At 69.3% G+C, this 23678-nt stretch carries 20 protein-coding genes and 2 pseudogenes; 6 read left to right on the top strand and 16 right to left on the bottom strand.

The window, feature by feature from the left end:
• The 11 genes and pseudogenes from ACWC21_RS10635 to ACWC21_RS10685 form a co-directional block, all read right to left on the bottom strand.
• Positions 1-123: pseudogene (locus tag ACWC21_RS10635) on the bottom strand (DNA-directed RNA polymerase subunit alpha); the annotation flags it as partial.
• A 278-nt stretch (positions 124-401) separates the two neighbouring features.
• A complete protein-coding gene (locus ACWC21_RS10640) occupies positions 402-671 on the bottom strand; it encodes an acyl carrier protein (RefSeq protein ID WP_450880233.1) in 270 nt (89 codons plus the stop codon).
• A 141-nt stretch (positions 672-812) separates the two neighbouring features.
• Positions 813-2408: an acyl-CoA ligase (AMP-forming), exosortase A system-associated gene (locus ACWC21_RS10645; protein WP_450880235.1), complete on the bottom strand. Its 1596-nt coding sequence runs from the start codon at positions 2406-2408 to the stop codon at positions 813-815.
• Between the two features lie 181 nt (positions 2409-2589).
• Complete coding sequence (locus ACWC21_RS10650; protein ID WP_450880237.1) at positions 2590-3597, bottom strand: TauD/TfdA family dioxygenase; 1008 nt, start codon at positions 3595-3597, stop codon at positions 2590-2592.
• 444 nt (positions 3598-4041) lie between these two features.
• Positions 4042-7134, bottom strand: coding sequence for a Pls/PosA family non-ribosomal peptide synthetase (locus ACWC21_RS10655; RefSeq protein ID WP_450880676.1), 3093 nt, complete (start codon positions 7132-7134; stop codon positions 4042-4044).
• A gap of 591 nt (positions 7135-7725) precedes the next feature.
• Positions 7726-7884 carry an integrase gene (locus ACWC21_RS10660; protein WP_450880239.1) on the bottom strand — a complete coding sequence of 53 codons (159 nt, stop codon included), beginning with the start codon at positions 7882-7884 and terminating at the stop codon, positions 7726-7728.
• 207 nt (positions 7885-8091) lie between these two features.
• Entirely contained in the window at positions 8092-11466 is a 3375-nt protein-coding gene (locus ACWC21_RS10665; RefSeq protein WP_450880241.1) for a S8 family peptidase, read from the bottom strand.
• Complete coding sequence (locus tag ACWC21_RS10670; RefSeq protein WP_450880243.1) at positions 11467-12552, bottom strand: CU044_5270 family protein; 1086 nt, start codon at positions 12550-12552, stop codon at positions 11467-11469.
• Positions 12549-13193, bottom strand: a complete 645-nt coding sequence (locus ACWC21_RS10675) for an RNA polymerase sigma factor (protein ID WP_450880245.1) — start codon at positions 13191-13193, stop codon at positions 12549-12551. Before ACWC21_RS10675 ends, ACWC21_RS10670 begins: the two co-directional genes overlap by 4 nt.
• Before the next feature lie 581 nt (positions 13194-13774).
• Positions 13775-13963 (bottom strand): hypothetical protein, encoded by a 189-nt coding sequence (locus ACWC21_RS10680; RefSeq protein ID WP_450880247.1) that lies wholly within the window; start codon positions 13961-13963, stop codon positions 13775-13777.
• A gap of 273 nt (positions 13964-14236) precedes the next feature.
• Entirely contained in the window at positions 14237-14524 is a 288-nt protein-coding gene (locus ACWC21_RS10685; protein ID WP_450880249.1) for a hypothetical protein, read from the bottom strand.
• 192 nt (positions 14525-14716) lie between these two features.
• On the opposite strand from ACWC21_RS10685, the gene ACWC21_RS10690 reads away from it, so the two are divergent.
• Positions 14717-15130, top strand: coding sequence for a hypothetical protein (locus ACWC21_RS10690; protein WP_450880251.1), 414 nt, complete (start codon positions 14717-14719; stop codon positions 15128-15130).
• A gap of 32 nt (positions 15131-15162) precedes the next feature.
• Positions 15163-17139, top strand: a complete 1977-nt coding sequence (locus ACWC21_RS10695) for an NACHT domain-containing protein (protein WP_450880253.1) — start codon at positions 15163-15165, stop codon at positions 17137-17139.
• 18 nt (positions 17140-17157) lie between these two features.
• On the opposite strand, the pseudogene ACWC21_RS10700 reads toward ACWC21_RS10695, so the two are convergent.
• Positions 17158-17517, bottom strand: a pseudogene (locus ACWC21_RS10700) (NmrA family transcriptional regulator); the annotation flags it as partial.
• Positions 17518-17799: 282 nt separating this feature from the next.
• On the opposite strand from ACWC21_RS10700, the gene ACWC21_RS10705 reads away from it, so the two are divergent.
• Both ACWC21_RS10705 and ACWC21_RS10710 read left to right on the top strand, forming a co-directional pair.
• Positions 17800-18150 carry a hypothetical protein gene (locus ACWC21_RS10705; RefSeq protein ID WP_450880255.1) on the top strand — a complete coding sequence of 117 codons (351 nt, stop codon included), beginning with the start codon at positions 17800-17802 and terminating at the stop codon, positions 18148-18150.
• A gap of 285 nt (positions 18151-18435) precedes the next feature.
• Positions 18436-18879 carry a peptidase inhibitor family I36 protein gene (locus tag ACWC21_RS10710; RefSeq protein ID WP_450880257.1) on the top strand — a complete coding sequence of 148 codons (444 nt, stop codon included), beginning with the start codon at positions 18436-18438 and terminating at the stop codon, positions 18877-18879.
• Between the two features lie 141 nt (positions 18880-19020).
• On the opposite strand, the gene ACWC21_RS10715 is transcribed toward ACWC21_RS10710, so the two are convergent.
• The 4 genes from ACWC21_RS10715 to ACWC21_RS10730 form a co-directional block, all read right to left on the bottom strand.
• On the bottom strand, positions 19021-19761 hold the full coding sequence (locus ACWC21_RS10715; protein WP_450880259.1) for an alpha/beta hydrolase: 741 nt from the start codon (positions 19759-19761) through the stop codon (positions 19021-19023).
• 203 nt (positions 19762-19964) lie between these two features.
• Positions 19965-20303: a hypothetical protein gene (locus ACWC21_RS10720; protein WP_450880261.1), complete on the bottom strand. Its 339-nt coding sequence runs from the start codon at positions 20301-20303 to the stop codon at positions 19965-19967.
• A 658-nt stretch (positions 20304-20961) separates the two neighbouring features.
• A complete protein-coding gene (locus ACWC21_RS10725) occupies positions 20962-21528 on the bottom strand; it encodes a hypothetical protein (protein ID WP_450880263.1) in 567 nt (188 codons plus the stop codon).
• Positions 21491-22039, bottom strand: a complete 549-nt coding sequence (locus ACWC21_RS10730) for a hypothetical protein (RefSeq protein WP_450880265.1) — start codon at positions 22037-22039, stop codon at positions 21491-21493. The genes ACWC21_RS10725 and ACWC21_RS10730 overlap by 38 nt, the downstream gene beginning before the upstream one ends.
• A 282-nt stretch (positions 22040-22321) precedes the next feature.
• On the opposite strand from ACWC21_RS10730, the gene ACWC21_RS10735 reads away from it, so the two are divergent.
• Together ACWC21_RS10735 and ACWC21_RS10740 are read left to right on the top strand one after the other, a co-directional pair.
• On the top strand, positions 22322-22990 hold the full coding sequence (locus ACWC21_RS10735; protein ID WP_450880267.1) for a DedA family protein: 669 nt from the start codon (positions 22322-22324) through the stop codon (positions 22988-22990).
• 23 nt (positions 22991-23013) lie between these two features.
• Positions 23014-23676: a response regulator transcription factor gene (locus tag ACWC21_RS10740; RefSeq protein ID WP_450880678.1), complete on the top strand. Its 663-nt coding sequence runs from the start codon at positions 23014-23016 to the stop codon at positions 23674-23676.
• The last annotated feature ends 2 nt before the right edge of the window (positions 23677-23678 follow it).

The following is a 23678-nucleotide window of genomic DNA, read 5'->3' on the forward strand; positions in this document are numbered from 1 at the left end:
GGTGCGGCGGAGCGAGTTGCCGAGGGTGTAGCCGAAGCCCGGCTCCAGCGGCTCGATCACGAACCGGGAGCGGAACTCGTCGACGACCTCTTCGGCCAGGGACGGACGCTGAGCGATCAGCACGAGGTATTGCCTCCAGTGTTTGGCGCCCGCTATGTGACGCTGTAGACACCACGAAGGGTACGGGCTCGGCCTCCTACGAGACCGAACCGCCCGGTCCAGCCAGGGCACCGCCTCCAGCCCGACGCATGATGACGCCTCGCCAGGAAGGCATCCCTGCGGAACACGTTCGGCGCACACGAGGACGGGAAACCCCGTGAACAGCTGAGAACCAAGGAGGGGCGTTTTCCACGCGGGTCACATTGCGCCCGGTTTCGGTACTCGACTCCGCGGAGCGGATCTCAGCGCACCTTGGACTGCACGAAGGCCGCGAGCCGCCCGAGGGTGTCGAAAGTGTCACCGACGACCTCCATCCCGATCTCGATCCCGAACCGTTTCTGCAATGCGACGATGAGCTTGACGACGGTGAGCGAGTCGAGCTCGGGAAGATTGCCGTACAGGCCCGTCTCCGGCCCGAGGTCATCGGCCCGGTCCTCGATGTCCAGCGTGACCACCACGACGGCTTTGACCTCCTCGAAGATCGCCTGCGAGATCTCTGGCGAGCGAGTCAACGGCTTCTCCTCATCGGTAGGTGCGGAACGGGGTGGCACCGGCGCGCTCAGCGGGCAACCCGACCGGGAGGCCGCCGAGCGGAACGTTTCGCCGGCGATCGCGGACCGGCTGATCGTTGGGGTGCTCGTAGGCGCCTGCGGTCATGCGGGCTCCTGAGGGCGGGAGGCGGTGAGCTCGTGGCGAAGGAATGCCCGGTCGAACTTGCCGTTCGGCGATCGAGGCAGGACACCGAGGACCACCACCTCGGCGGGCACCATGTAACCGGGTAGTTCCTGCCGCAGGCGTGCGGTCACCGCGGCCGGGTCGAAGCCGGCGGGATCGCAGGGTGTCACGACGAGGACGATCCGGTGGCCGAGTGCCTCGTCCTCGAGGCCGAGCGCGACGGCGTCGTGGACCAGACCGGTCTCGTACGCCACTTCCTCGATCTCTTGCGGGCTGACCCGGTATCCCGATGTCTTGATCATGTCGTCACGCCGTCCGACGAAGTACAGGAAGCCCTCCTCGTCGCTGACGACGACATCGCCGGACCAGACCGCCGGCTCGGGCATACACAGCTCGACCGGACGGTTCGGCGGCGGCCGGAACCGCTCGGCCGTGCGCTCCGCGTCGTTCCAGTAACCCAACGCGACAAGCGGACCTCGGTGCACCAGCTCACCCGGCTCTCCCGGACCACACAGGCCGCCGTCCTCCCGGACGACGAGGATCTCGGCGTTCGGGATGGCCTTGCCGATCGAATCGGGCCGCCGGTCGACCTCGCTGGGATCGAGGTAGGTGGAGCGGAACGCCTCTGTGAGGCCGTACATCAGGTATGGCGTTGCGGTCGGGAAGATCGCTCGCAGTTGTTGCAGGGTGACGCGCGGGAGTCGCCCCCCGGTGTTCGCGAAGTAGCGCACCCCGGCCACGGCCTCGGACGGCCACGTCTGGGCTGCGAGCTGGATCCACAGCGGGGGTACGCCCACCATCCCGGTGATGCGGTGCTTCGCGCACAGCCGGACGACATCTCCCGGCAGCAGGTAGTCGGCGAGCACCACATGGGCGCCGACGCAGAAGCCGGTCGTCAGTTGGCTCAGCCCGGCGTCGAAGCTCAGCGGGAGAACGGCCAGGATTCGGTCCTCTGCCGTGTTGTTCAGGTAAGTGCTGACGCTCTCCGCGCCGACGACGAGATTGCGGTGCGACAGCACGACGCCCTTCGGGGTCCCGGTGCTCCCCGACGTGTAGAGGATCGCGGCCACATCCGTGTCGACGCCGCCCGTCGGAGGACACACGGCCTGGCTCGCGGGCTCGGCGACCTTCGACCAGGGGAGCACGCGGTAAGGGGCTTCCTCGTCCGGAACAGGCGAGTCGCCCAGCACGAGGACGTAAAAGAGTGACTTGCAGGCGGCGAGCTCGGCGCGCAGGGTCCGCAGCCGGTCCGGGGAGGTCACCAGTACCCGCACGGCGCAGTCGTCGAGGATGTGCCTCACTTGCCGGGCCCGCAGCACGGGATTCACCGGGACGAACACGCCACCGGCCCGCGAGCAGGCGAACAGCGCCACGACGGTCTCGATCCTCTTGTCGAGGTAGACCGCGACGCGCTCGCCACCATCGAGGCCGAGGTCGCGCAGGCCGGCGGCCGCGCGCTCCGTCCGCTCGTGCAGATCGGAGTAGGAGATCGTGGTCGTGCGTGCGGTCACAGCGGGCGCGCCGGGGTTGCGTTGGGCGGACCTCGCAACGAGGTCCGGCAATCGGATGATCATTTCGGCGGATTCCTTTCTGCCCCTTCGCCCGGCAGCCGGCGAATCCCAGCGCTCTGCCCTGCGCCGGCTCGTCTCCGAGCGCGGGGCCGGGATCGCCCGGGCACTGGACGCGGGGTTCGACGACTCGCGCGGGGGACCCGGGCACCGGAGATGACCGCGAGCGGTCGCCCGACGGACGTGATCACCAGGCGTTCACCTCGACGGTCGGCGAGCAGTCGGCCAGGCGCACCGGGTCGGCCATCCCGACCAGGACTTCACGCGGTCCGGTGAAGGGCTCCCTGCTGTGTGCGCTGCGGATGTTGTCGACGAGCATCAGATCGCCCGCCTGCCAGGGCTCCCGCAGGGTCTTGGCCTTGTACACCTCGTTGAGCAGCTGCACGACGTCCTCGCCTATCGGTTCGCCGCCCCCGAAGCGGGTGGTGAACGGCAGCCCCTCGGCGCCGTAGGTGTCGACCAGGAACTCGTGCACCTCGGGGTCGAGCGTCCACTCGTTGAGGAAGGCGATCTGGTTGAACCAGCAGCGCCGCCCGGTGACCGGGTGCCGCACCACCGCGCTGCGGCGCTGCCAGGTGCACAGCCCTCCATCGGGTCGCCACTCGAACTCGATGGCATTGGCGCGGCAGTATCTCTCGACCGCGTCACGGTCCTCGGTACCGAACGCCTCGGCGACCGACGTGCCGATCTCCTCGTTGTAGTTGCGGACGAGAATCCAGCCCTCCCGCTCGAACCGTTCGACAAGGTCACCGGGCAGCGCGTCGAGCACGGCCGTCGAGTCCGCCACACCGGTCGCCCCGCCCGTGGTGGGCGCGGACAGGCACGCGAAGACCATCAGGCCGGGAAACTCGAGCCGGTAGCTCAGTTCGTGGTGCATGCACATCGGCTGGTTCGGCGGCCACTTCGAGGAGGAGTACACCCCCTCCGCGTAGGTCCGCCGGGAGGCGAAGGCCTCTCTCTCGGTCATCGGACCGGTGCGGGCCAGTGGGTGGAAGACGGCGACGGTCTCGGCCGCGTCGTGCAGCCCGAGGCCGCGGACCAGTACCGATCCGTGCTCGGCGACCACCGCGCGCAACGCCACGCGGTGCTCGGCTGCCCAGCGCACCGCGTCGCCGGCAGGCCTGGTGTGCAGGATCGGCGGTTTGCCAGGTTGCAGGTCCACCTCGAGCAGCGCCGCGTGGGAAGAGGCCGACATCTCGTTTCTCCTTGATTCCTCGATGTCCACTCAGTAAGGAGCCACCGATTCGGTGACACACGGCACGCACGCCCGGTGCCGTCTCGAGCCTGTCGTCGGCCGGCACGGCCGGATCGGCGAGGCCCGGGTGAGGTCCTCGAGGGAGACTGCGCGGTCCGGGGCGATCGCCGGCCGCACCGCCGAACAGCGCCGTCGGCACCTTCGTGTGCGTGGCCGGCGCCACCGAGTACAGCGGCAGCTCCAGCTCATGGACCAGCCGGCGCACGCCTGCCGCGAGGTCGTCATCAAGGGGCGCGATGTGCCCGGCGGCGCCCGGTGCCGGGGCGAGCGTCCTCCGCGGATCGCGGTCGCGCCGCCCGCGCGCGGGACAGCCCGCCGGAACTCCCGGCCGGTTGCAATCCGATTGCCCATGGAGTCGTCCCTACGTTCCACGTTTGCCGGGTGTCAGTCGTCGCGGACGAGCACGGCGGCGCGGTCGTCGAGGCTGATCCCGCGCGCCTGGAGTTCAGCCGGCTTCTCGCGCATCCTCTTGGCCGGGTTCCCGCCCCACAGTGCGTGCGGTGGCATTTCCTCGCCCTTCATGAGGAAGGATCCGGTGGCGAGCACCGCACCGTCGCCCATCGTCACGCCGTAGTGGACGAGTGTGCCGACACCGAGCGTGCAGCCGGCACCGATCACGATGTGGTCCGACTTGAATCCTCCGTCCTCCTGCGAGTGGCACTGAAGGACGGTGTCCACATTGAAGGTGCAGTCGTCCCCGATCGTGGTGAACGTCCGCTCGGGCACGCGGAGGCCGTCGTCGAAGACCCGGCGGCCGATCCGCAGACCCAGCAGCCGCCAGATCACGTTCTTGAGCGGGGTGCCGTTGAAGAGGAGGACATAGCCGAGGCTGGTCACTTTCCAGAAGCGTTCGTGCCGCCAGAAGGCGCGGTCGTAGATCGAGCAGCCCTGCGGCCGCAAGGCCTGCAGCGGAATGATCATCCGGTCGACCAGGACGTTGTAGACGACGGTGAAGACGAAGACCGCGGCAGTGGCCAGTGCGAACGCGAACGCACCCAGGGAGGCCCAGAGGTCGACGGCCGCCAGGTAGAACACGGCGACGAGGAAGACGAGGAGCCAGCGCGCCAGCAGGAACAGCGCCATGCTGATGGTGTTGTAGACGTTCTTGGCCCGGAGGCGGCGGCGCACCTCGTCCTCGTTCGCCACGTCGAGCTGCCTGTCACGCCTGACCGACCGCGGGATCTCGAAGCTGGGCGCGCCCAGCAGACCCACACCTTCCCGCACCTGTCCGTCGACGGGAGCCATGACCTTCGTCGCGAGGAGGCAGTTGTCGCCCGTCTTGCCCTGCGCGGGATAGGCGATCTGGTTCCCAAGGAAGTTCTCCGCCCCGATCGACACGCGGGACAGCCGGAACGACGTGTTCGAGAAATCGGCGTTGATGATGGACAGGCCGTCCGCGACCATCGTTCCGCTGCCGACCGCGCTGAGGAACGGGGTGTCGTGCTTGACCATTTCACCGAAGTTCGAACCGGTCTGCCGCACCCCGCGAAGGTCGTAGCCCAGCCACCGCAGGTAGGGGATGACGTAGGAGGTGCCACCGAAGAGATTGAGGTGGAACTTGCTGTTGCTCGTGCGGGCGATCGCGCGGTGGATCCAGTAGTGGAATCCGTACAGCGGGTAGACCTTGTCCGGCTTGATGAAGAGGTTCAGCAAGCGTGGAACGGTTCCCAGGAACACGAGGCCGACGAGCGCGGCGCCGAAGAAGGTCACGGCGGATATGACCAGCGCGTCGTCGCGGTAGAACGCCCAGCTCGTGAAGGAGACCGGTCCCGCGGCCGACAGCTTGACGAGCTGCGGGATGTTCCTGAGCGCGAGGACGGCGATGACGAACGCCAGCGGCGTACCCACCAGAAGCAGGTTCAGCAGCTGCACGGTCGCGAAGACCACCCGTCGCCGGGTGCTGACGTCCATCGTGGGGATCCGCTGGCGGTCGACGTCGGTCGGCTGTGCGGGGGAGCCGCGCCAGTACTCCCCGTCGGGCACGGTCTGTCCGGAGTGCAGCGAGGAGGAGTGCCCCAGTTGGGCCCCGTCACCCAGCGAGGTACAGATGTCGAGCACCGTCATCTCGCCGACGAGCGCGTCCTTGCCGAGGCTGACCGGGCCCGTCTGGATGACGCCGTCGTAGGCCCGGTAGCCGTTGAAGAACGAATCCTTCCGGATCACCGCGCCGTCGCCGATGCTGAGCAGGTCGGTGCACACGGGCACGTTCCTGGAGAGGACGACGGCGCCGCGCCCGACCTTCGCGCCCAGTGCCCTCAGGTAGAGCACGTAGAGCGGTGAACCGACGAACAGCGCCATCGGGTTCCGCTGGACCAGGGTCTTGACGAGCCAGAAGCGGAAGTACGCCATGTTCCAGACACGGAGCTGCTGCCGCTTCCACCGGCCGATGAGCAGCCACTTGAGCAGGATCGGAAGGGCGCAGAGGCCGAGGAACATCGCGGCGCCGTACGCCACCGCCCGCAGGTAGATGTCGACCGGATTCGGGCCGGCCGAGACCCATTCATAGCCCTTCACCGCGACGACCGCGGTAAGACCGGGGTAGCCGAGGAGGAACAGGAGCTGCAACGCCCCGCAGAGGACGTACTCACCGTTCCGCGCCCGCCGCGGCGGCTCACTGAGAGCCGGCGTAGTTGCCGACTGCGCGGCGGGCCTGGTTTCGGTGTCGGTTTTGGTGTTGGTGTCCGTGAGGGCGGCTGCGAGCCTTCGAACCGTCGGGTGCTTGTACACATCCGGCATCGACACCGACGGCAGATCCGCCTGCTTGCGCACCCGCGCGCAGAAACGGGCCATCAGCATCGAGTCGGCACCGAGATCATCGAAGAAGTGACTGTCAACCGACACATGCCCGCTACCCACGATATCGGCCAGCACCTCAGCGAAACGTTGCTCGCATTTGGCCTCGGCGCTCCGATTGCCAGCCGGATCAGCGGCCAAGACATCGTTGACGAGGGCGGCTGCAAGCCTTCGAACCGTCGGGTGCTTGTACACATCCGGCATCGACACCGACGGCAGATCCGCCTGCTTCCGCACCCGCGCGCAGAAACGGGCCATCAGCATCGAGTCGGCACCGAGATCATCGAAGAAGTGACTGTCAACCGACACATGCCCGGTGCCCACGATATCGGCCAGCACCTCCGCGAAACGTTGCTCGCATTTGGCCTCGGCGCTCCGATTGCCAGCCGGATCAGCGGCCAAGACATCGTTGGCGAGGGCGGCTGCAAGGCTTCGAACCGTCGGATGCTTGTACACATCCGGCATCGACACCGACGGCAGATCCGCCTGCTTCCGCACCCGCGCGCAGAAACGGGCCATCAGCATCGAGTCGGCACCGAGATCATCGAAGAAGTGACTGTCAACCGACACATGCCCGGTGCCCACGATATCGGCCAGCACCTCCGCGAAACGTTGCTCGCATTTGGCCAGAGTGATCAGATCGCCAGCCGAATCAGCGGTAAGGACTTCGTGAGAATTTCCCATCAGCTGGGTCCCTTGCACAATGTGAGCAATCGATGCAGGCGCGCTGAAATACGTGAACAAGGTCAACGCGCGTGCATGGACTGCTATGGAAGCTGGGTCCGGAACAGAGCGACCCACCTGGACCGTGGCGGTTTTGGCTGGCCTTATCCAACGGTCTGATCCGGCCGACTAGATCGACAATATTGCTCGCGCGCAACACTTCCCCGGACCGCAGCGGCAACCCGAACAGTGGCCGCCAGAACAGAAAACCACGGTGTTTTTTCAGGGTACGACTGTGCGCGGTACGTGCAAGGGGGCGGGCTGACGCCCGCCGGGCTCGGAGAGGCGGGAGCGGGTGCGGCTGGAGGCGGCCGAGTGGTTCGAGGCCCGGGGAACGATCAGACAAGGACGGAAGACCGCATCTCGCTGACCAGCAGGAAGAGCGAAGCCAGGGAAAGGCCAGGCCAAACAGGGTGATCAATGGGGTCTCTCCTGAAGCGGGTGTCGCAGGTTCGAATCCTGCCGGGGGCACAGACAGAAGGGCCGGCTCAGGAGGGTTTCCCTCCCAGGCCGGCCCTTGGCCGCTTCAGGCCCCGTGCCCCACGCGTGCCGCTACGGGCCCGCCGGGTCCTTCTCGGAGGGCTCGGAAGCCACTCCCCCACCACCCCGGAGCATGGCCCCGAGCCGCTCGGCGATGGCCCGGTCCCGGTCGCTGGTCATGTGCTGGCGGATCAGGGCGGCTCGGGAGCTGCTGCGGCCCATGCGGGTCATCAGTTCCCGGGTGCCGGCTCCGGCCGTGGAGGCGAGCGTCTTGCCCGTGTGCCGAAGGTCGTGGAGGTGCGGCTCGGCTGAGACGCCCGCAGCCTTCCGTGTCCTCGCCCGGTCGTCCCTCCGCCGCGGTTGCCCGCCTCTGCCGACCGACGAAGACGGGTGTCGCTGTCGGCAGCGGCGAAGTGCTCCAGATGGTGCGTGACCACGTCAGGTCAGGAGGTATGCCTTCAGGATCGTCACCGCGTAGGTGTTGCCGGTGGTGTCGGTCAGGGTGGATTCGAGGGAGACCGAGCGGGCGTTTGCCGGGTGGGTCAGGGTGAGGGTCCTTTTGCCGTGGGTGGTGGTCACCGGGGCGGGGGACCAGGTCTTGCCGGCGTCGTAGGAGACCTTCACCGTCAGGGACTTCAGGTCGGTGGCCGCCGGACCCTGGAGGGAGAGGGGGATCGTGGCGCGGCGCCCTGCGGGGGCCGTGCCGGTCGGGGTCAGCTTCGGGTGGAAGCGGACCGTGGAGAGGGGCAGGGAGCCGGAGTCGGACGGGCTGGACGTGAAGGTCCAGGCCGCTGTCAGGCGGCTCGTGGTCGTGGCCACGCCTGGCGGGCGCGTCAGGTCCGTTCGGATCGTGTAGCGGGCCGGGACGGACGGGAGCTTCTCCACGGTCTGGCAGAGGTCGCCGTCGTTGTCGAGCAGGGTGCTGCCGTCCGCGGTGACCGTGGTGTGGCGTTTCGCTGTGGAGAAGGCGGGGTGTCCGGTCCCGTCGGCGAGGTCGGGGACGCACAGGTCGAGGGTGTCGCCGTCGCGCCGTGCGCCGTACGGGCCGCCGGTGATCGGGCTGAAGACACCGACGTTGTACGTGGCCGCGTAGGTCCGGCCCGCCTGGTACGACTTCGCGCTCTCCGTGCCGTAGAAGACGTCATCGTCGTCTCCGGAGGCGTTTCGCTGGCCCAGGTTGGCCGTCCACTTGAAGCCCTTGGGCGTGGTGACGTAGATCTTCGCGGTCGCCGGCAGCGGGAAGGGGTCGCTCACCGTGCCCAGCGACAGGGTGGGGCCGCTCCACAGGACGTTGACGATGCCCTTGCGGTGTGCGACGGAGGAGCCGAAGTTCCGCTTCAGCAGGGCCAGTTCGTTCATGCGCGTGGTGTGCCGATAGCCGGTGGGGAAGCGGTCGGGCAGGTTGTAGAGCAGGTGGTAGGTGGTGCTTCCCTTCTGCCACAGGCCGCCGAGCTGCGTACTGAGCCTCCCGGCCGGGGAGGCGGGGCCCAGGGTCGCGGTGCGCAGGTTCTTGAACGCCCCCAGGAACAGGGTGGTGTTGTGCGGCTCGCTCCCGGTGTCCCCGGTGCCCACGGCGAGGTTGAGCTGGCCGTCGGACATCTTCGCGCCCTGCGGCGCGGTGATCCCGACCGGCTTCGCCTTGCGCGCGTCGAAGACGACCGTGGTGTCCCCGGTCAGCGAGAGCCGCGGCCGGACCAGCGCGGAGGTGCCCCTGGCGTCTTCCATCAGGGTGTCCACGACGTAGTCGCCCCGCGGGACCCGCACCCGGTACACGCCCTTGGAGATCTGCTCGGAGTCCTCGAGGTTCGTGGTCCAGTACTTGCCCGAGTACCCGAGGATCTCGGTCAGCGGCGCGCTCACGGGCTTGCCGCCGCGGTCGAGGAACTTCAGGGTGAGGTCGTGTGCCTCGGCCTCGCGTACGACGCCGAAGGCGGTCCGTACGGCCGCGGGGTCGGCGCCGTTCCGCGCGGTGGCGACCAGCGTGCCCGAGTAGGCGCCGTCCGCCGCCTCGACGCGGGTGTCCGCGGTGAGGTCGACTCCGGCGGTGCCGCCCGCCGGGACGGTGAGCCGAGTGGTGCTCAGCGTGAACATGCCTTCGGGGGACGTGCTGCCGCCGGGGCCGGTCGCGGTGGCCGTCAGGTCCAGGGTGACGGGGTGGTCGCCGTCGTTGCGGTAGGTGATGTGCTGGGTGACCGGCCGGTCGTCGGTGTGGGGCCACAGCTGCTTGCCGAAGGACACGGAGGTCTGTTCGCTCGCCACCGCCCCCTCCAGTGCCCTGGACACGTCGACCCGTCCCGTCCCCTGCTGGTAGCCGGTCGCGCCGGTGGTCGGGGTGGTGGACGCGGTGAGCGCCTGCTTGATCCGTGCGCCGGTCCAGTCGGGGTGCCGCTGGGCGAGGATCGCGGCCGCCCCCGCGACATGCGGCGTCGCCATCGACGTACCGGACATGGAGACGTAGCCGTCGGCGGCCGGGTCGCCCATGTGGCCGTGCGCCGCCCTCGCCGAGACGATGTCCACGCCCGGCGCCGTGAGGTCCGGTTTCAGCGCGCTGTCGGCGGTCGGGCCGATGCTGGAGAAGTCGGCGAGCCGGTCCTCGCCGTCGACGGCGCCCACGGTGAGCGCCGACTCCGCGGCCCCCGGGGAGTCGACGGTTCCCGCGTCGGGGCCCTCGTTGCCGGCCGCGGCGACGGTGAGCATGCCGGTGCTCTTCGAGAGGGCGTTCACCGCCGCCTCGACCGGGTCCTCCCCCGGGGTGTCCTCCTGGCCCAGGCTGAGGTTGGCCACCTTGGCGCCCTGCCCGGCGGCCCACTCCAGGCCGGCGATCACGCTGGAGTCGCTGCCCTCGCCGCTGTCGTCCAGCACCTTGGCGTTGAGGATCCCGGCACCGGGCGCGACGCCCTTGTACCGGCCGCCGGACCGTGCGCCCGAGCCCGCCAGCGTCGCGGCCACATGGGTGCCGTGGCCGGCCATGTCGTCGGTGCTGCCGGTGCCGGTGAAGTCCTTCGACGCCTTCACCGCCGAGGCGAGGTCCGGGTGTGTGGTGTCGACGCCGGTGTCCAGGACGGCGACCTTGACGCCCTTGCCGTCGTATCCGGCCGCCCAGGCGGCCGGGGCGCCGATCTGCGCGACGCCGCCGCCCGCCTCCCCGGCCTTCGCGCCGTCTTCGTCCGCCGACGCCTTGAACCGGCCGTCCAGCCAGACCCGCGCGACTCCCTTCCCCTCGGTGAGGGCCTGCCACATGTCGTCGGCCCCGGCCTTGGGCACGGTGATCGCGGCGCCCGCCACGCTGGGCAGCTCCCGGCGCACGGTGGCGTCCGCGTCCGCGAGCAGTGACTTCTGGGTGCTCCTGCGCTGGGCGGACTTGCCCTCGTACGACACGATCAGCGGGAGCGTGCCGCGCCGGGTGTCGTCGTAGCCGGCGCGTATCAGGCCGCTGACGTCGAACAGCCGTTTGTCCAGGAGGCCTTGGCCGATCAGGGCTGCGGCGTCGGCGGGAACGACGTACTGATCGCCCCCGACGCCGCGCACGGACACCGGGACGTGCTCGCGGCCCGGTGCCCGCCGTACGCCCGTCACCCGGCCCCGGGCGTCCAGCCGGACCCGGTCGCCGGTGAGGAGGGTGACGTACCGGCCGGCCGCGGAGACGGAGCCCGCGGTCCGCGCGCCGAGGGCGGAGCCGCCGGGCGCCGCGACGGTGGCGGTGTCCTGCGTCCGTACGCCGAGGCCGGAGCCCGTGGCCGCCACCGAGACGCCCGTCATCAGCCCCGCCACCAGCAGGGCGGCCAGCGAGGCGCTTGTGGTTCTGTCGCGCATTCAGCTCGCCTGCCCGGGGAGCTGCTTGTTGGCGTCGACGACCGCGCGCTCGGTGATCGCGCTGGTGTGCGTGACGGTACCGACCTTGAGGGGATTGTCCGCCGTGGCCTTGACCACCACGATGCGCTCGCCGAGGAACCGCAGCGTCTTCTTGTCGAAGATCCACTCGGTGCGCTCGCCGTTGCCGGAGTCCTCCCGCGCGATCGCGACCCCGTGCCGGCCCGTGGCGTCGACCGCGTCGTTCACCGCGACGACGCCGGGGATCTTGGCCGCGGCCTTGTAGAGGGCGGCGCCGACCTCGGCGGGCGGGTAGCTCTCGAACAGCAGATCGCCGATCGCGACGAAGGCGGCCTGGTCGCGCGGGACTTCGGGGTCCCGGACGGCGTCCGACTCGCGGTAGATCCGCTGGAGCAGCGCGTCGGGGTCGGTCGGCAGCCCGGCCAGGGCGTTGTAGGCGCCGCTGAACGGGGTGTCGCCCTTCAGGGTGATGCCCTTGTCGCTCGTCTTGCCGGCCTCGATCAGCCAACCGTCCCTGCCGTCGAGGGAGTTCCAGACCTGGCGGGAGTGCAGCTCGTCGCTGACCGCCTCGCTCTTGTCGCCGACGGTCTTGATGTAGCTGTCGGCCACCTTCGAGGCGATGTAGATGTACTGGCCCTTGCGCGGGGCGGGCGCGGAGGTGTCGGCGGCGGCCAGGGAGATGCGCTCCAGGAGCTGGGGGGCGCCCTTGGCATCGGCGGCGCCGATCCTGGTGGTCAGTGCGGGGCCGGTGGCCAGGGCGGTCCCGCCGTCGTCCGCGCCGCCGCCGGTGAGGGCGAGGCCGCCCGCGACCGCGCCGGCCAGGGCGAAGGCCGCGGCGGGCAGGAGGATCGTACGGCGCAGGAACGGGTTGGAGCGCTTCACGGGCGCGACCGGAGAGGTACCGGACGTACGGGAGGAGGTGCGGAGGTCTTCGTGGATCCGGGCCATCATCTGCTCCTTGTGGAACTGGTGGCGGCCCGCCGGCAGATCCCGCTCGGCGGAGGGCAGCAGACTCTGCGTCTCCGTCCACTCGGCCGGGTGGGGCCGGTGGGAGGGGCTGGCGTTCATCGGTTTCCTTCCTGTGCGGACCGGACCGCGTATCCGCGATCACCTGTTATCTGCCGGTTCGTGCGGGTGAGTTCCCGTTTTTCTCCGAGCAGTTGTGCGTCGGCGAGCTTGCGCAGCTTGGCGCGGGCACGGGAGAGGCGGGAGCGGACGGTGCCGACCGGGACACCGAGGGCGCGGGCCGCCTCGGCGTACTCCATCCCCTCCCACAGGCACAGCGTCAGGACCTCACGCTCGGGGCGCTTGAGCAGGCTGAGGGCGGCGAGCGTGGCGTTGATACGGCGCCGGTCGTCCAGGCGTCCGGCGGTCTCCTCGGCGTGGTCCTCGACCCGTTCCTCGGCGGCGTGCGCTGCGGCCGCGGCGCTCGCCGCGTTGCGGTAGCGGCGGTTGCTGCGGTGGTGGGAGCGGGCGACGTTGGTGGCGATGCCCAGCAGCCACGGCCGCAGCGAGCCACCTTCCGCCTCGACCGAGGCCCGGCGCCGCCACGCCTCCATGAAGGTCGTCGACATCACGTCCTCGGCCAGCGACCAGTCGGCGGTCAGCCGGAAGGCGTGGTTGTACACCGCGCGGGCGCACTCGTCGAAGAGTTCCGCGAAGGCGTCCGGATCTCCGTTTCGCACCCGGGTTCGCATATCTGTGGTCACGTCTTGAACTGACGGTCGGTGCGGGCGAGTTCCGGTGAGACACGTCACAGCCGTCGCACAGGTCACCGGGGCGGTGACCTGTGCGAGGACTCGGTGGACATGGCAGCCGCTCAGCCGCGCACCGCTCAGGCCGCGAGGCCCGCAACCGAATGTGTAGAGGGCCGGTTCGACGAACCAACGGCAAGAGTTCGGGTCAGGGCCGTGGACGGCTGCGGCCGGCAACGGAGCGAAGAACTCCTCGGGCAGGCCGGCGCGTTCGAGTAGTGGTTTGCGCGCCGCATGCGCCAGGTGTCGCGCGCGTCGGTCTTCCGGCACGCCGGACGCGTCGCCGACGTCCAGCAGTCGAGCCGCTTCGGCCACGGATGACGGGAACGTGGGTGCCTGTGCCTCGTGGCGCTCTTCATCGGCCATGGGCCGCGTTCTGGGCCGAGCCGGTGGGCCGGACCACGGTGATCGCGGACGGGGCGGCGGTCAGCCGTTGTCGCGATCAATTGAGCAGGACGGGAAGCGCGCGGACCGACTGCTCGACGGGCCGCGAGCAGGGCGCTGCAGCAGAGCCGTGTGCGCTGCGAGCCGTCAGGTCAGTTGCCGGTCTTCTTGTCGAACCAGCCGAGCGACCGGACGACGGACGAGCCGATGAAGAGGATGCCGAGAGGAACGATGGTGAACCAGATGGCAGCGGCTTTCATGGCCGCGAGCAGGGCGATGGCGCCGATGGCCAGTGCCAGGAGCAGGAGCATGCCCACGAGGACACGAATCTTGGAAACCAACGGAGGACTCCCCCATGTTCGGCTGGGCTCTACGGACCGGACGGCGTTCGCTCCCCGTTGGACCGCCGGCGGCGGTTGCCCGGCGGGGAGGCAGCAAGCTCCCGGGGCGGCACCACGGCTCCGGCAGGAAGCTCGTGGGGCCAAGTCTCCCAACGCTGTCTTCCGGAGGGGCCAGTAGAACTACGTAATCGAGTACGTAGGTTCACCGGCCGGGGCGGGGCGACCGGAGAGCGGTTCCCCTGGATTGACCACTGCCCGACTTGCGCCTTTTGATCAGCCGAGACCACGATGGGCGGCCCACAACTCCCCGGCACGGCCGGCGGCGTCGGAGACCAGAGCCGCCAGTTCGGGTTTGTCGGGAACGGGGAACGAGACGTATGCGCCCCGGCCACCACCGACCGGTCTGCCATACGCCTTCACGGCGAGGTGACCGTCCGGGAGAAGCCTGACGTTGAGCGTGGTCAGCGTGAACGCTTCACCGCGCCGGGTGTCCGTCCAGCGGAGTTCCTGCGGGATCACGACATTGATCGCCAGAGCACTTACTTCCAGATCACCGCTCATGGACGGATGATCCCACGCGCGTCGACGCGGATGGCCCCAACCGGCTTGCGCGGCAGGCAGTTTGCTCACGACTCGATACGCACCCCCGGCGGGAACGGGTGGCTGGACTTCCGGCATATCGACCACGAGGCGTAGTGGCTTCCCTACACTGAGTTCCGGCAACGTGTGCGAAAGATGCGGGTTGGGGCGGGGATGAGTACCGAGATCGTGCAGATGGTGCAGCAGGCGGGTCCGTATCTGTCGGCGGCGCTGGCGGCGTATGGGGACGCGGTGCTGGTGCGGGCGGAGAGTGCGGCGGTGGACGCGACGGCCGATGTGGGGCGCCGGATCCTGGGCCTGGTCTGGCGCCGCCGGGACGAGCCGGGGCGTACAGCGCTGGAGGAGGCGGTGCGGGAGGCGGCCACCGATCTCGAGGACGAGGACGCCGCCGCGGCGCTGCGCCAGGAGATCAAGCGCACGCTGCGGGAGGATGCCCGGCTGCTGCGGGAGGTCGCCGCTCTGCTGCCCGCCGCCGGGCCGGTGACGATCACGGCCGGGAAGGGGGCGATCGCCGCGCAGCACATCGGCATCGCGGTGACGGGCGACCACAACGAGGTCAACAGGTGACCGCCGCACCCCCACCAGGAGGACCGGGCTCGGTGACCGCCTCCGGGGAGCGTTCGATCGCCGGGCAGAGCATCAACATCGCGGTGACCGGCGACAACAACCGCATCCTCGCCGGGAATCCGTCGAGGATCGACGCGACAGCGGCTGAGCTCGCGGGCGCGGTGCTGGCCATGGAGACCCAACAGGTGAGCAAGCTGCTCGGTGAACGCGGGAAACGCATCGACCTGGTGTACCAGTACGTGCCGGAGCCCGGGAACACGGCCGCCGGAGCGGACGCCCAAGGCCAGCTCACCGACATCCTGGGCTACTACAGAAAGCTGTGTCCGCGCCGGCTGGTGATCACCGGTGCGCCAGGTGCCGGAAAAACGGTCCTCGCTCTGCAACTCATGCTGGACAATCTGGACTCCCGCGACGCGCTACGGGTTCCGGTGCGGTTCTCCCTGACGGGCTGGGACACCGTCCTCCCCCTGGAGGACTGGCTCGCCGAGCAGATCAGCGTCCGTTTCGGTATCGCGGCACGGCATGCGAAGGCGCTCGTGGGACAGCGCCGGGTACTGCCGGTCCTGGACGGCCTGGACGAGATGGATGCTCCTGGCACCCCCGTCGAGAACCGTCGTGCCGCTCGCGCCCTGGATCACCTGGACTTCTATCAGGATGCCGAGGGAAGCGCTCCGGTGATCCTCACCTGCCGTACTGACCAGTACAAGGAACTGGCGGATTCCGAAGCGGGGATGCGTGACGCGGCGCGTGTGGAGATCCGCCCGCTCAGGCACGAGCAGATCATCGCGTACTTGACCGACCGCATCGCCAACCCGACCCGCTGGCGACCGGTGCTGGAAGCCATCGCCGACCGGGACCGCGTACTGACGAAGGCGCTCAACAGCCCTTGGCGGCTCAATCTGGTGACCGCTGTCTACGAACGAAACCGTCTCGTCTCAGAGTCTCACCACCTTGCCGATCCGGCTGAACTGCTCACCTTCGCCTCGGCGGCCGACATCCGGGACCACCTGCTGTCCCACTACATGTCCGCGACCCTTGGGCGGCACCCGGACGGGGACCGGTACAGCCCGCAGCGGACACACCGCTGGCTCGCCGAGCTCGCCACCGGGCTCGCCGCGGCGGAGTCCGCGGGCAGGGGCGGAACGGACATCGCCCTGCACGAGTTGTGGCCCCTTGCGGGAGTCCATCGCGTCCGCCTCGTCGACGCGCTCCTGACCAGCCTGCTGTGCTTGACCGCTCTCGCGTCGGTCCAGGGCATGCTCAGTCTTTTCCCACGGCCTGGAGTCCTCGCACCCCCCGTGGAACTGTTCTGGCTGCCGACCCTGTGGAGAGCTGGGAAGGCATCCGTACCGGCACCGAGAACCCTGCAACTGCACCGGCTGCGCTTCCGGATGCAGCGTCGGCACATGCGTCTCCCCCTTGTGATCGGACTGCTCGGCGGATCGCTCGCCGGTCTTCTCGGAGCAGTCGAGATCTCCTACGCCTTCGACTGCCCCTGGGGGGTGGCCGGCGCCTACGGTCTCGCGGGCGGCTCGGTCGTGGGATGTGCGCTGGGTCTGGCGGCGGCGCTCACCGCTCCCGTGGCCGACGCGGCGCCCACGAAAAGCTATGTGCAGCCCACCGATCCCCGTCAGCTGGTCAGGGAAGACCTGGTCACCGGTCTGCTGGTCGCGGCGTCCTTCGGAGCGGCGGTAGGGCTGGGGCTCGGGCCGGCCCTGGGACTCGCCGTGGCCTGCACCTTCGGGCTCGCGGTGGGGCTGATGTTCGGCCTCTACTGGTGGGCAGGCGCCGGCCGCCGCTACCTGGTGGCACTTTTCTGTCTGCGCGGGCGAGTGCCGTGGAGACTGGGTGCTTTCCTGCACTGGGCGGCCGAAGCGGGGCTGTTGCGGATCTCCGGCGCGGCTTATCAGTTCCGTCACCGTGAACTGCAGGATTGGCTGGTGGGCCACCCCGACCCGCAGGAACACCGGCAGCCGCCCGCCGGGACGTCCTTCCGTGCCCACTCCTGAAGAGGGTGTCGCCGGCAGCTACGTGAAGGCCGCTACGTTGCGTGCGGCCCACTCGGCGAAGGTGCGGGGCGGGCGGCCGAGGACCTGCTCGACGTCGGGGCTCACCCGCTGCTCGGCGGCTTTCGGCTGGCCCAGGATGTCAAGGGTGGTCTCCACGATCGGCTCGGGCATGAACCGCAGCATCCGCGCCCGAGCCTCCGCGCGGCTTTGCTCGACGAACCGCACCGGCTCGCCCAACGCGTCCGCGATGGCCATGGCCTGCTGCCGAGGTGAGATCGGCGCCGGCCCGGTCAGCTCGTACACCCTGCCGACGTGGCCGGCGTCCCGCAACGCCACGGCGGCGACCTAGGCGATGTCGGCCGGGTCGATGGCCGGCAGTGAGCAGGCCCGGCAGGACTACGAGGCCAGGGAGCTGCGGCCCCGTAGCCGTCGGGACTGAGCGGGTGCTGACGGTGTCCACCACCGCCAATGAGACCGGGGACGCGGCAGCCGGCCTCGCCCCTCTCGAAGGCACGAGCCCCTTCCGGGTTCCGTCCTCTGCCCGGCTGGGTGCGGCAGCCGCGAGCACTGACGTCGATGCTGATACTCAGGTCCCGGGGCCGTGGCTCTGAGTAGCCGTACTCGGGCCTGCGGCCGTCCGTCCGCCTCAGCATGGTGACCATGGTGGAGTGGGTTCTGGACCTTGGCCTGACGGTTGTGACGGCAGGGCTTGAAGTGGCGGCCCTGGTCGCCTTCTGGTTCGTCGAAAGCGTGAGGAAGTGGGCTGCCCAGGGAGGGCCGGTTCCCGGTGCGACGAGTCGCCTCTTCCTGGTACTGAGCGCGGGCTCGGCTTCCTCGGCGCTGATCGGCTACGGCTTCGCTCGGGCCGGTCTGCCGCTGGCCTGCGTGTCCCAGGCGGTCCTGGCCGCACTTCTCGCGCTGCTGCTGGTCCTCGGCGCGGCAACCGAACTCCGCCGGCGGATCAGCGGATACCGGTTACGGCGTCGTGTTCGGCGAGAAGAATGCGGCTGACACCCCAGCGGAGGGCTCCAGAGTCGGACCTGCCGCTCAACTCCCCCGTTTTGAACAATCCTTGACGAGTACTCGGAAATCACTTGATCGGAAACTGGCCAACTCCTTAAGCTGCCGACCGGTCGTCTTCGGTCACCCCATGCGCAACCGGGGTCACAGCCGAAGGCGCCCGAGCAGGAGTTCCGTCGCCCATCGGCCGGCGGCGCTCCGTCCGGAGCCGCCCGGCAACGCGGCGCAGCGGCACCAGCGGGACCATCGGTGCCTCGTGACAAGGGGGAGCAGGACATGGCAGGTACGAAGACGAAGAAGAAGACCCTCGTGGGTCGCCTCGGTCGCGGCGCGGCCCTCGGGTTCGCCATGACGTCCGCGATCGTCGCCCTCGGCGCCGTTCCGGCTCAGGCGCAGGAGGGCACCGCGGTCACGGTGAAGGACTGGAGCTGCGACTCCGGCCGCATGTGCATGTACGAGGACGCCAACTACACCGGCAGCAAGTACGTCAACTGGAAGCCCACCGGCACCAACCAGAAGTACCAGATCGACGGTTGGGACGGTGACAACGAGATTTCGTCGCTGATCAACAACACCAACTACAAGATCCGCGTCTACGACAACGACGACTACACGGGTTACTCGATCTGCGTCCAGGCGCATACCTCCATCAACAACCTGAAGAACGGCTGGGTCTTCAACGACGAGGCGGAGAGCGCCAAGACCGTCGCCAGCTGCTAGGTCGTGTCCGGCAGCGCGGGCCTCTGCCGAGTCGGCGGAGGCCCGCGGCTTGAGCAGCGGAGGAGCGCCGGGACCTGCCCTGGAGGAGCAGCGTCCTGGCCGGCATGACTTACCGTCTGCTGTCGGCCCGGCCGCCCGGCCTCACCTCAGGTGACGGGTGAAGAACCGGGCCGCGGCGTCCCCCGCGAACCGGGGGACGCCGGTGTGTCCGCCCATATGGGCGTGCAGGGACTTCTCCTGGGAGCCGAAGGCGTCGAACAGGTCCAGGGCCGCCTGCCGGTCGTTTCCTTCGTCGTCCCACTGCAGCAGGACGTGCAGGGGAATGGTGACCTGGCGGGCCTCCTCGAACACGGCGCGGGGCACCAGGCTTCCGGCGAAGAGACCGGCGGCCACGATGCGCGGCTCGACCACCGCGAGGCGAACGCCGATGGAGATCACTCCTCCCGAGTACCCGACCGGACCGCCGATCTCGGGCAGCGACAGCAGGGCGTCAAGGGCGGCCTGCCACTCGGGGACCGCCTTGTCGACGAGCGGGAGGACGAGGGCGTCGATGATCTCGTCACCGACCGGCTCGCCGGCTTCCCTGGCCCGGCGCAGGTCGGCGCGGGCCTGGTCGACGGCGGCCCAGCGGGGCCGGTCACCGCTCCCGGGAAGCTCGATGGTGGCCGCGGCGAAGCCGTCCGCGGCGGCGTGCCGGGCCCGCCCCACCAGCCGGGGGTACATCTTGTGCAGTCCGAGCGGGGGGTGGCCGAGCAGGATCAGCGGCGCCGGCGCGGAGGCGGACGGGGGCGTCCAGAGGATGCCGGGGATCTCGCCGAGGGTGAATTCGCGTTCGAGGACGCCGTCGTCGAGGTGTTGTGCGGAAGTGAACTGAAGGGCCATGGTCGTGCCTTTCGGGAGTGCGCTCGAACGGCGCTCCCGGGCGACCTATCGCCCGACCGTGACCCCGGAGGAGAGCACCCACGTCGATACGTTCACGGGTACCACCTCCTCGTTCTCTCGCACGGCCTCCGTGAAGGTAGCAGCGGCCGCCGTGGTCCGCCAATCGTTTTCCGTACGGGCTCCATTGGCGCCGTAGGCGGTACTCAGGCCGCCTGTCCTCGCTCCCCGCCGGTTGCCGACGGGATCGCCCGGAGCTTCGCGTGGAGCCGCACCCAGGACAGGTCCGGGCCCTCTAGCACGACGGCGGCACTCCAGACGGGGGGCAACTCGGTGAACTCCATCAACGGCTCGCGGTGCATACGGACCACCCGGGCCGCACGGACCACGGCTCCCGGCGGGGTGTCGACCGGGAGCACCGAATCCCCGAGGAAGACGCCCCGCTCCAGACTGACACTGCGGGCGTGGCAGACCACCCGGTGCGCCGAAGGACGCTCGTAGATGATCAACACGTCCAGCAGCCCCTCGGGCTCAGTGCTCGTCATGGTGCGGGTGTCTCCGTCTGGGCCTGGGCGGATGGGGCGGCGACGCCGACTGCGCCCATCACCCAACCTCGCTCCTCATCCGGTTGTCCAGCGCGCTCACCGACTCCGCATGCGCCGGAACCCTTCGGCGGTGTGGATGTCCGGTCGCCCGAGCAGCGAAAAAGCAGGTGCCGCGATGGCGGCGGTGCTGACAGGCTGCGCCCATGACCGGTGAGGCTCTATGAGGACGCGAACCCTTGGGTTCGGCCTGTACGCGGACGAGCAGGGACTGGCATGGGTCAGGGAACTCGTCGCGGATGCCGTGGGTGGCCGGAGCGCCCGGATCGTCAGCGAGACCGTCGCGCGCACCTTTCCCGGCAACGGGCTGTCGACCGCTGACGTGTACGGCTTCCTGGCGGAACAGTGGGCCTTGGAGCGCCCTGGTCGGAACAGTGGTGCGCGGGAGCCGGTCGAGCTGCGCTTCCGCTTGGTGTGTTCCCTGCGGACGTGGCGAGCGGTCCGCCGGACAGTGATCAGGACCTTGTGTCCGGATGGCATGGCGCCCCACACGTGCCGTGTTCCCTGGTTCGCCGCCTGAGCCGGTCTGCGGTGCCCCGCCGTCCATCGGTTCGGACCGTACCGTCGGCCTGACCCGCCGCGAGCGCCGGCCGGGACACGCTCAGTTCGTGCGGGTGTTGGGCAGGTGCGGCCCGATGTAGCCGACGATCACCTTACCGGTGGCACCGGATGTGTCGTCGTAGAAGTGTATACGCGGCGCGATCCTCCCCTTGTTGTCGATCTTTATGTGGGCTTCCATGAAGACCCTGCGGGAGGCGTCGACCTCCGGCGGCACGAAGAGCATCCTCTGCTGCCGGAACCTCCTGTCGTTGCGCACGGAGTCGGACTCCACCATGGCCACCCGTGTCACCGGATAGGTGCGCATGCCCTGGGGAGCGGCCTCGCAGAAGTCCCGGAAGGTCCCGCCGAAGCCCTCGTCGCCGGCGCTGCTCGCGCTGTAGGAATCCAGGGCGAGCAGCGCGCCCCATGCTTTCGACGCCCAGGTGGAGCTCTTCAGGTCGTCGTCGAGGTCATCCGCCTTGCTCTTGTCGTAGGTGAGGATCAGATGCTTCATCCGGTCGTGAACGAGCTCGTTCAGTTCCGCGAAGGAAACGGGCACCGACTCCTCGGCCGGAGGCATGTACGTGCCCTCAGTCCGGCCGGACTTGACCAGTCGCTGCCGCAGCACCGTCTCGCGTACCTTGTCGAGACAGGGTTTTCTGGACCAGGATTTCAGAACCGTTTACCTTGTTCAGAGCCGGCGCACTGCCGGCGTTTTCCGCGACGACCCATTGTAGGATTTCATTCACGCCGCGAGAATCCACCAAGCGCACCTGGAGGTCGGAGACATCGGGCAGCGGGGTGATCCTGCAGCTCCACTGTCCCGTTTTGCCGGCGACGGAACACGGCTCATGCGACGGCCACAGCGTGTCGTTCTTGACGTTCCTCACGAAAGCCCAGAGGGATCTGCCCTGCAGCGCGCCGTCGAACCTCCCCGAGACCTCCAGCGTCGGATCCTGCGAGATCTCGCTGCCGGCAGGTGTCACCACTTCTGCCGTGACCTTCTGCGGGTAGGACACCTCTTTCGCGCCTCCCCCGGGATCGTCGTGCGTCTTTATCGTCAGGACGGCGGCGAGCAGCGTGAAGACCGCGGACAACAGTCCTGCGATCGCGATGGCCAGCGGGGTGTGATTCTGCACCCACACCGAGACACGCCCCCCGCTCCCCTCGGAAATACCCGCGGGTCCGGCCTCCCCCTCCGAGGATGCAGTCATTTCACTTCCCCCCATCCGCCCTCCGTGCCTGGAAAATACCAATCCAGAAGCACGGACGGACGGTCGAGTCGGAAAATGCAATCTAATGCCCTTGGCTGTTCACATTTTTATGCGTCCAGACCGATGGGAACGCCCCTCGCCCGCCACTCGTCTACAGTGGACGAAACGTCTACATGACTGTAGTCACTCATAGGAGGCTCCAGGCCGATGACCACACCGCTGCTCCTCGCGTCGCAGTCGGCCGTCAACCCGCTGGACGCCCGGTCGCTGCTGGCCGCCTTCGGTGTCCTGGGCGTCGGCGTCGTGATGTTCGCCGAGACCGGGCTGCTGGTCGGCTTCTTCCTCCCCGGGGACTCGCTGCTGTTCACCGCGGGCCTGCTGTGCACGGGTACGGCCGACCGGACGGTGCAGTTCACCCTGGCCCCCCTGCTGGTCGCGGCGGCGGCCGGCGCGCTGGCCGGCGCGCAGTGCGGGTATCTGATCGGCCGGAAGGCGGGCGGAGCCCTGCTCGCCCGCAACCGCTCGCAGCGGCTGCACGAGGGAGCGCAGCGGGCGGAGGAGCTGCTGGAGCGGTACGGATACGCCAAGGCGGTGGTGCTGGCGCGCTTCGTGCCGGTGGTGCGGACGGTGCTCAATCCGCTGGCGGGCGCGCTGGGTGTGCCGGTGCGGACCTTCACCGTGTGGCAGGTGACCGGTGGCCTGGTGTGGAGCGTCGGCCTCACCCTGGCGGGGTACGCGCTGGGTTCCTCGATCCCGAACGTCGACCGTTACCTGCTGCCGCTGGTCGCCTTGATCGTCGTGGTTTCGCTGGTGCCCCTGGCGGCCGAGGTTGTCCGTTCCCGCCGGGCCGCCGGGACGCGGGAGGAGCGCGGATGACCACGGCCCCGAACGGGTCCTCCGTGCGCCACAGGATCCTGGTCGTCGAGGACGATCACGCGCTGCGGGACGTGCTGCACCGTGGTCTGGACGACGAAGGGTACGACACCGTCCTCGCCTCCGACGGCGCGACCGCCCTGCGGCTGGCCACGGCCGACATCGCGGCGGCCGTCCTGGACGTCGGGCTGCCCGACGCCGACGGGCGGGACGTGTGCCAGGCGATGCGCGCCAACGGCTTCCTCGCCCCCGTGCTCTTCCTGACCGCACGGCACCGGCTCACCGACCGGCTGTCCGGCTTCTCCGCCGGCGGCGACGACTACCTGCCCAAGCCCTTCCACCTCGCCGAGCTCGTCGCCCGGCTGCGTGCGGCCCTGAGACGGGCCGCACCGGCCACGGCGGCCACGACCGGGGACCTGGTCCTGGACGCGGTCGGGCACAGCGTCGCCGTGCACGGTGTGCGGTTCGCGCTGACCCCGACGGAGTTCCGGCTGCTCGCCACACTCGTCGCCGCGGCCGGCAGCACCGTACGCCGTCGCGAGCTGGTCAGGGCCGGCTGGCCCGAAGGCGCACAGGTGAGCGACAACACTCTGGACCAGTACCTGACCCGGCTGCGCCGCAAGCTGCGCGAGGCCGGCAGCGCGCTGACGATCCGTACCGCACGCGGGGTCGGACACCATCTCTCATGAAC

This window comes from Streptomyces sp. NPDC001348, assembly GCF_053597535.1.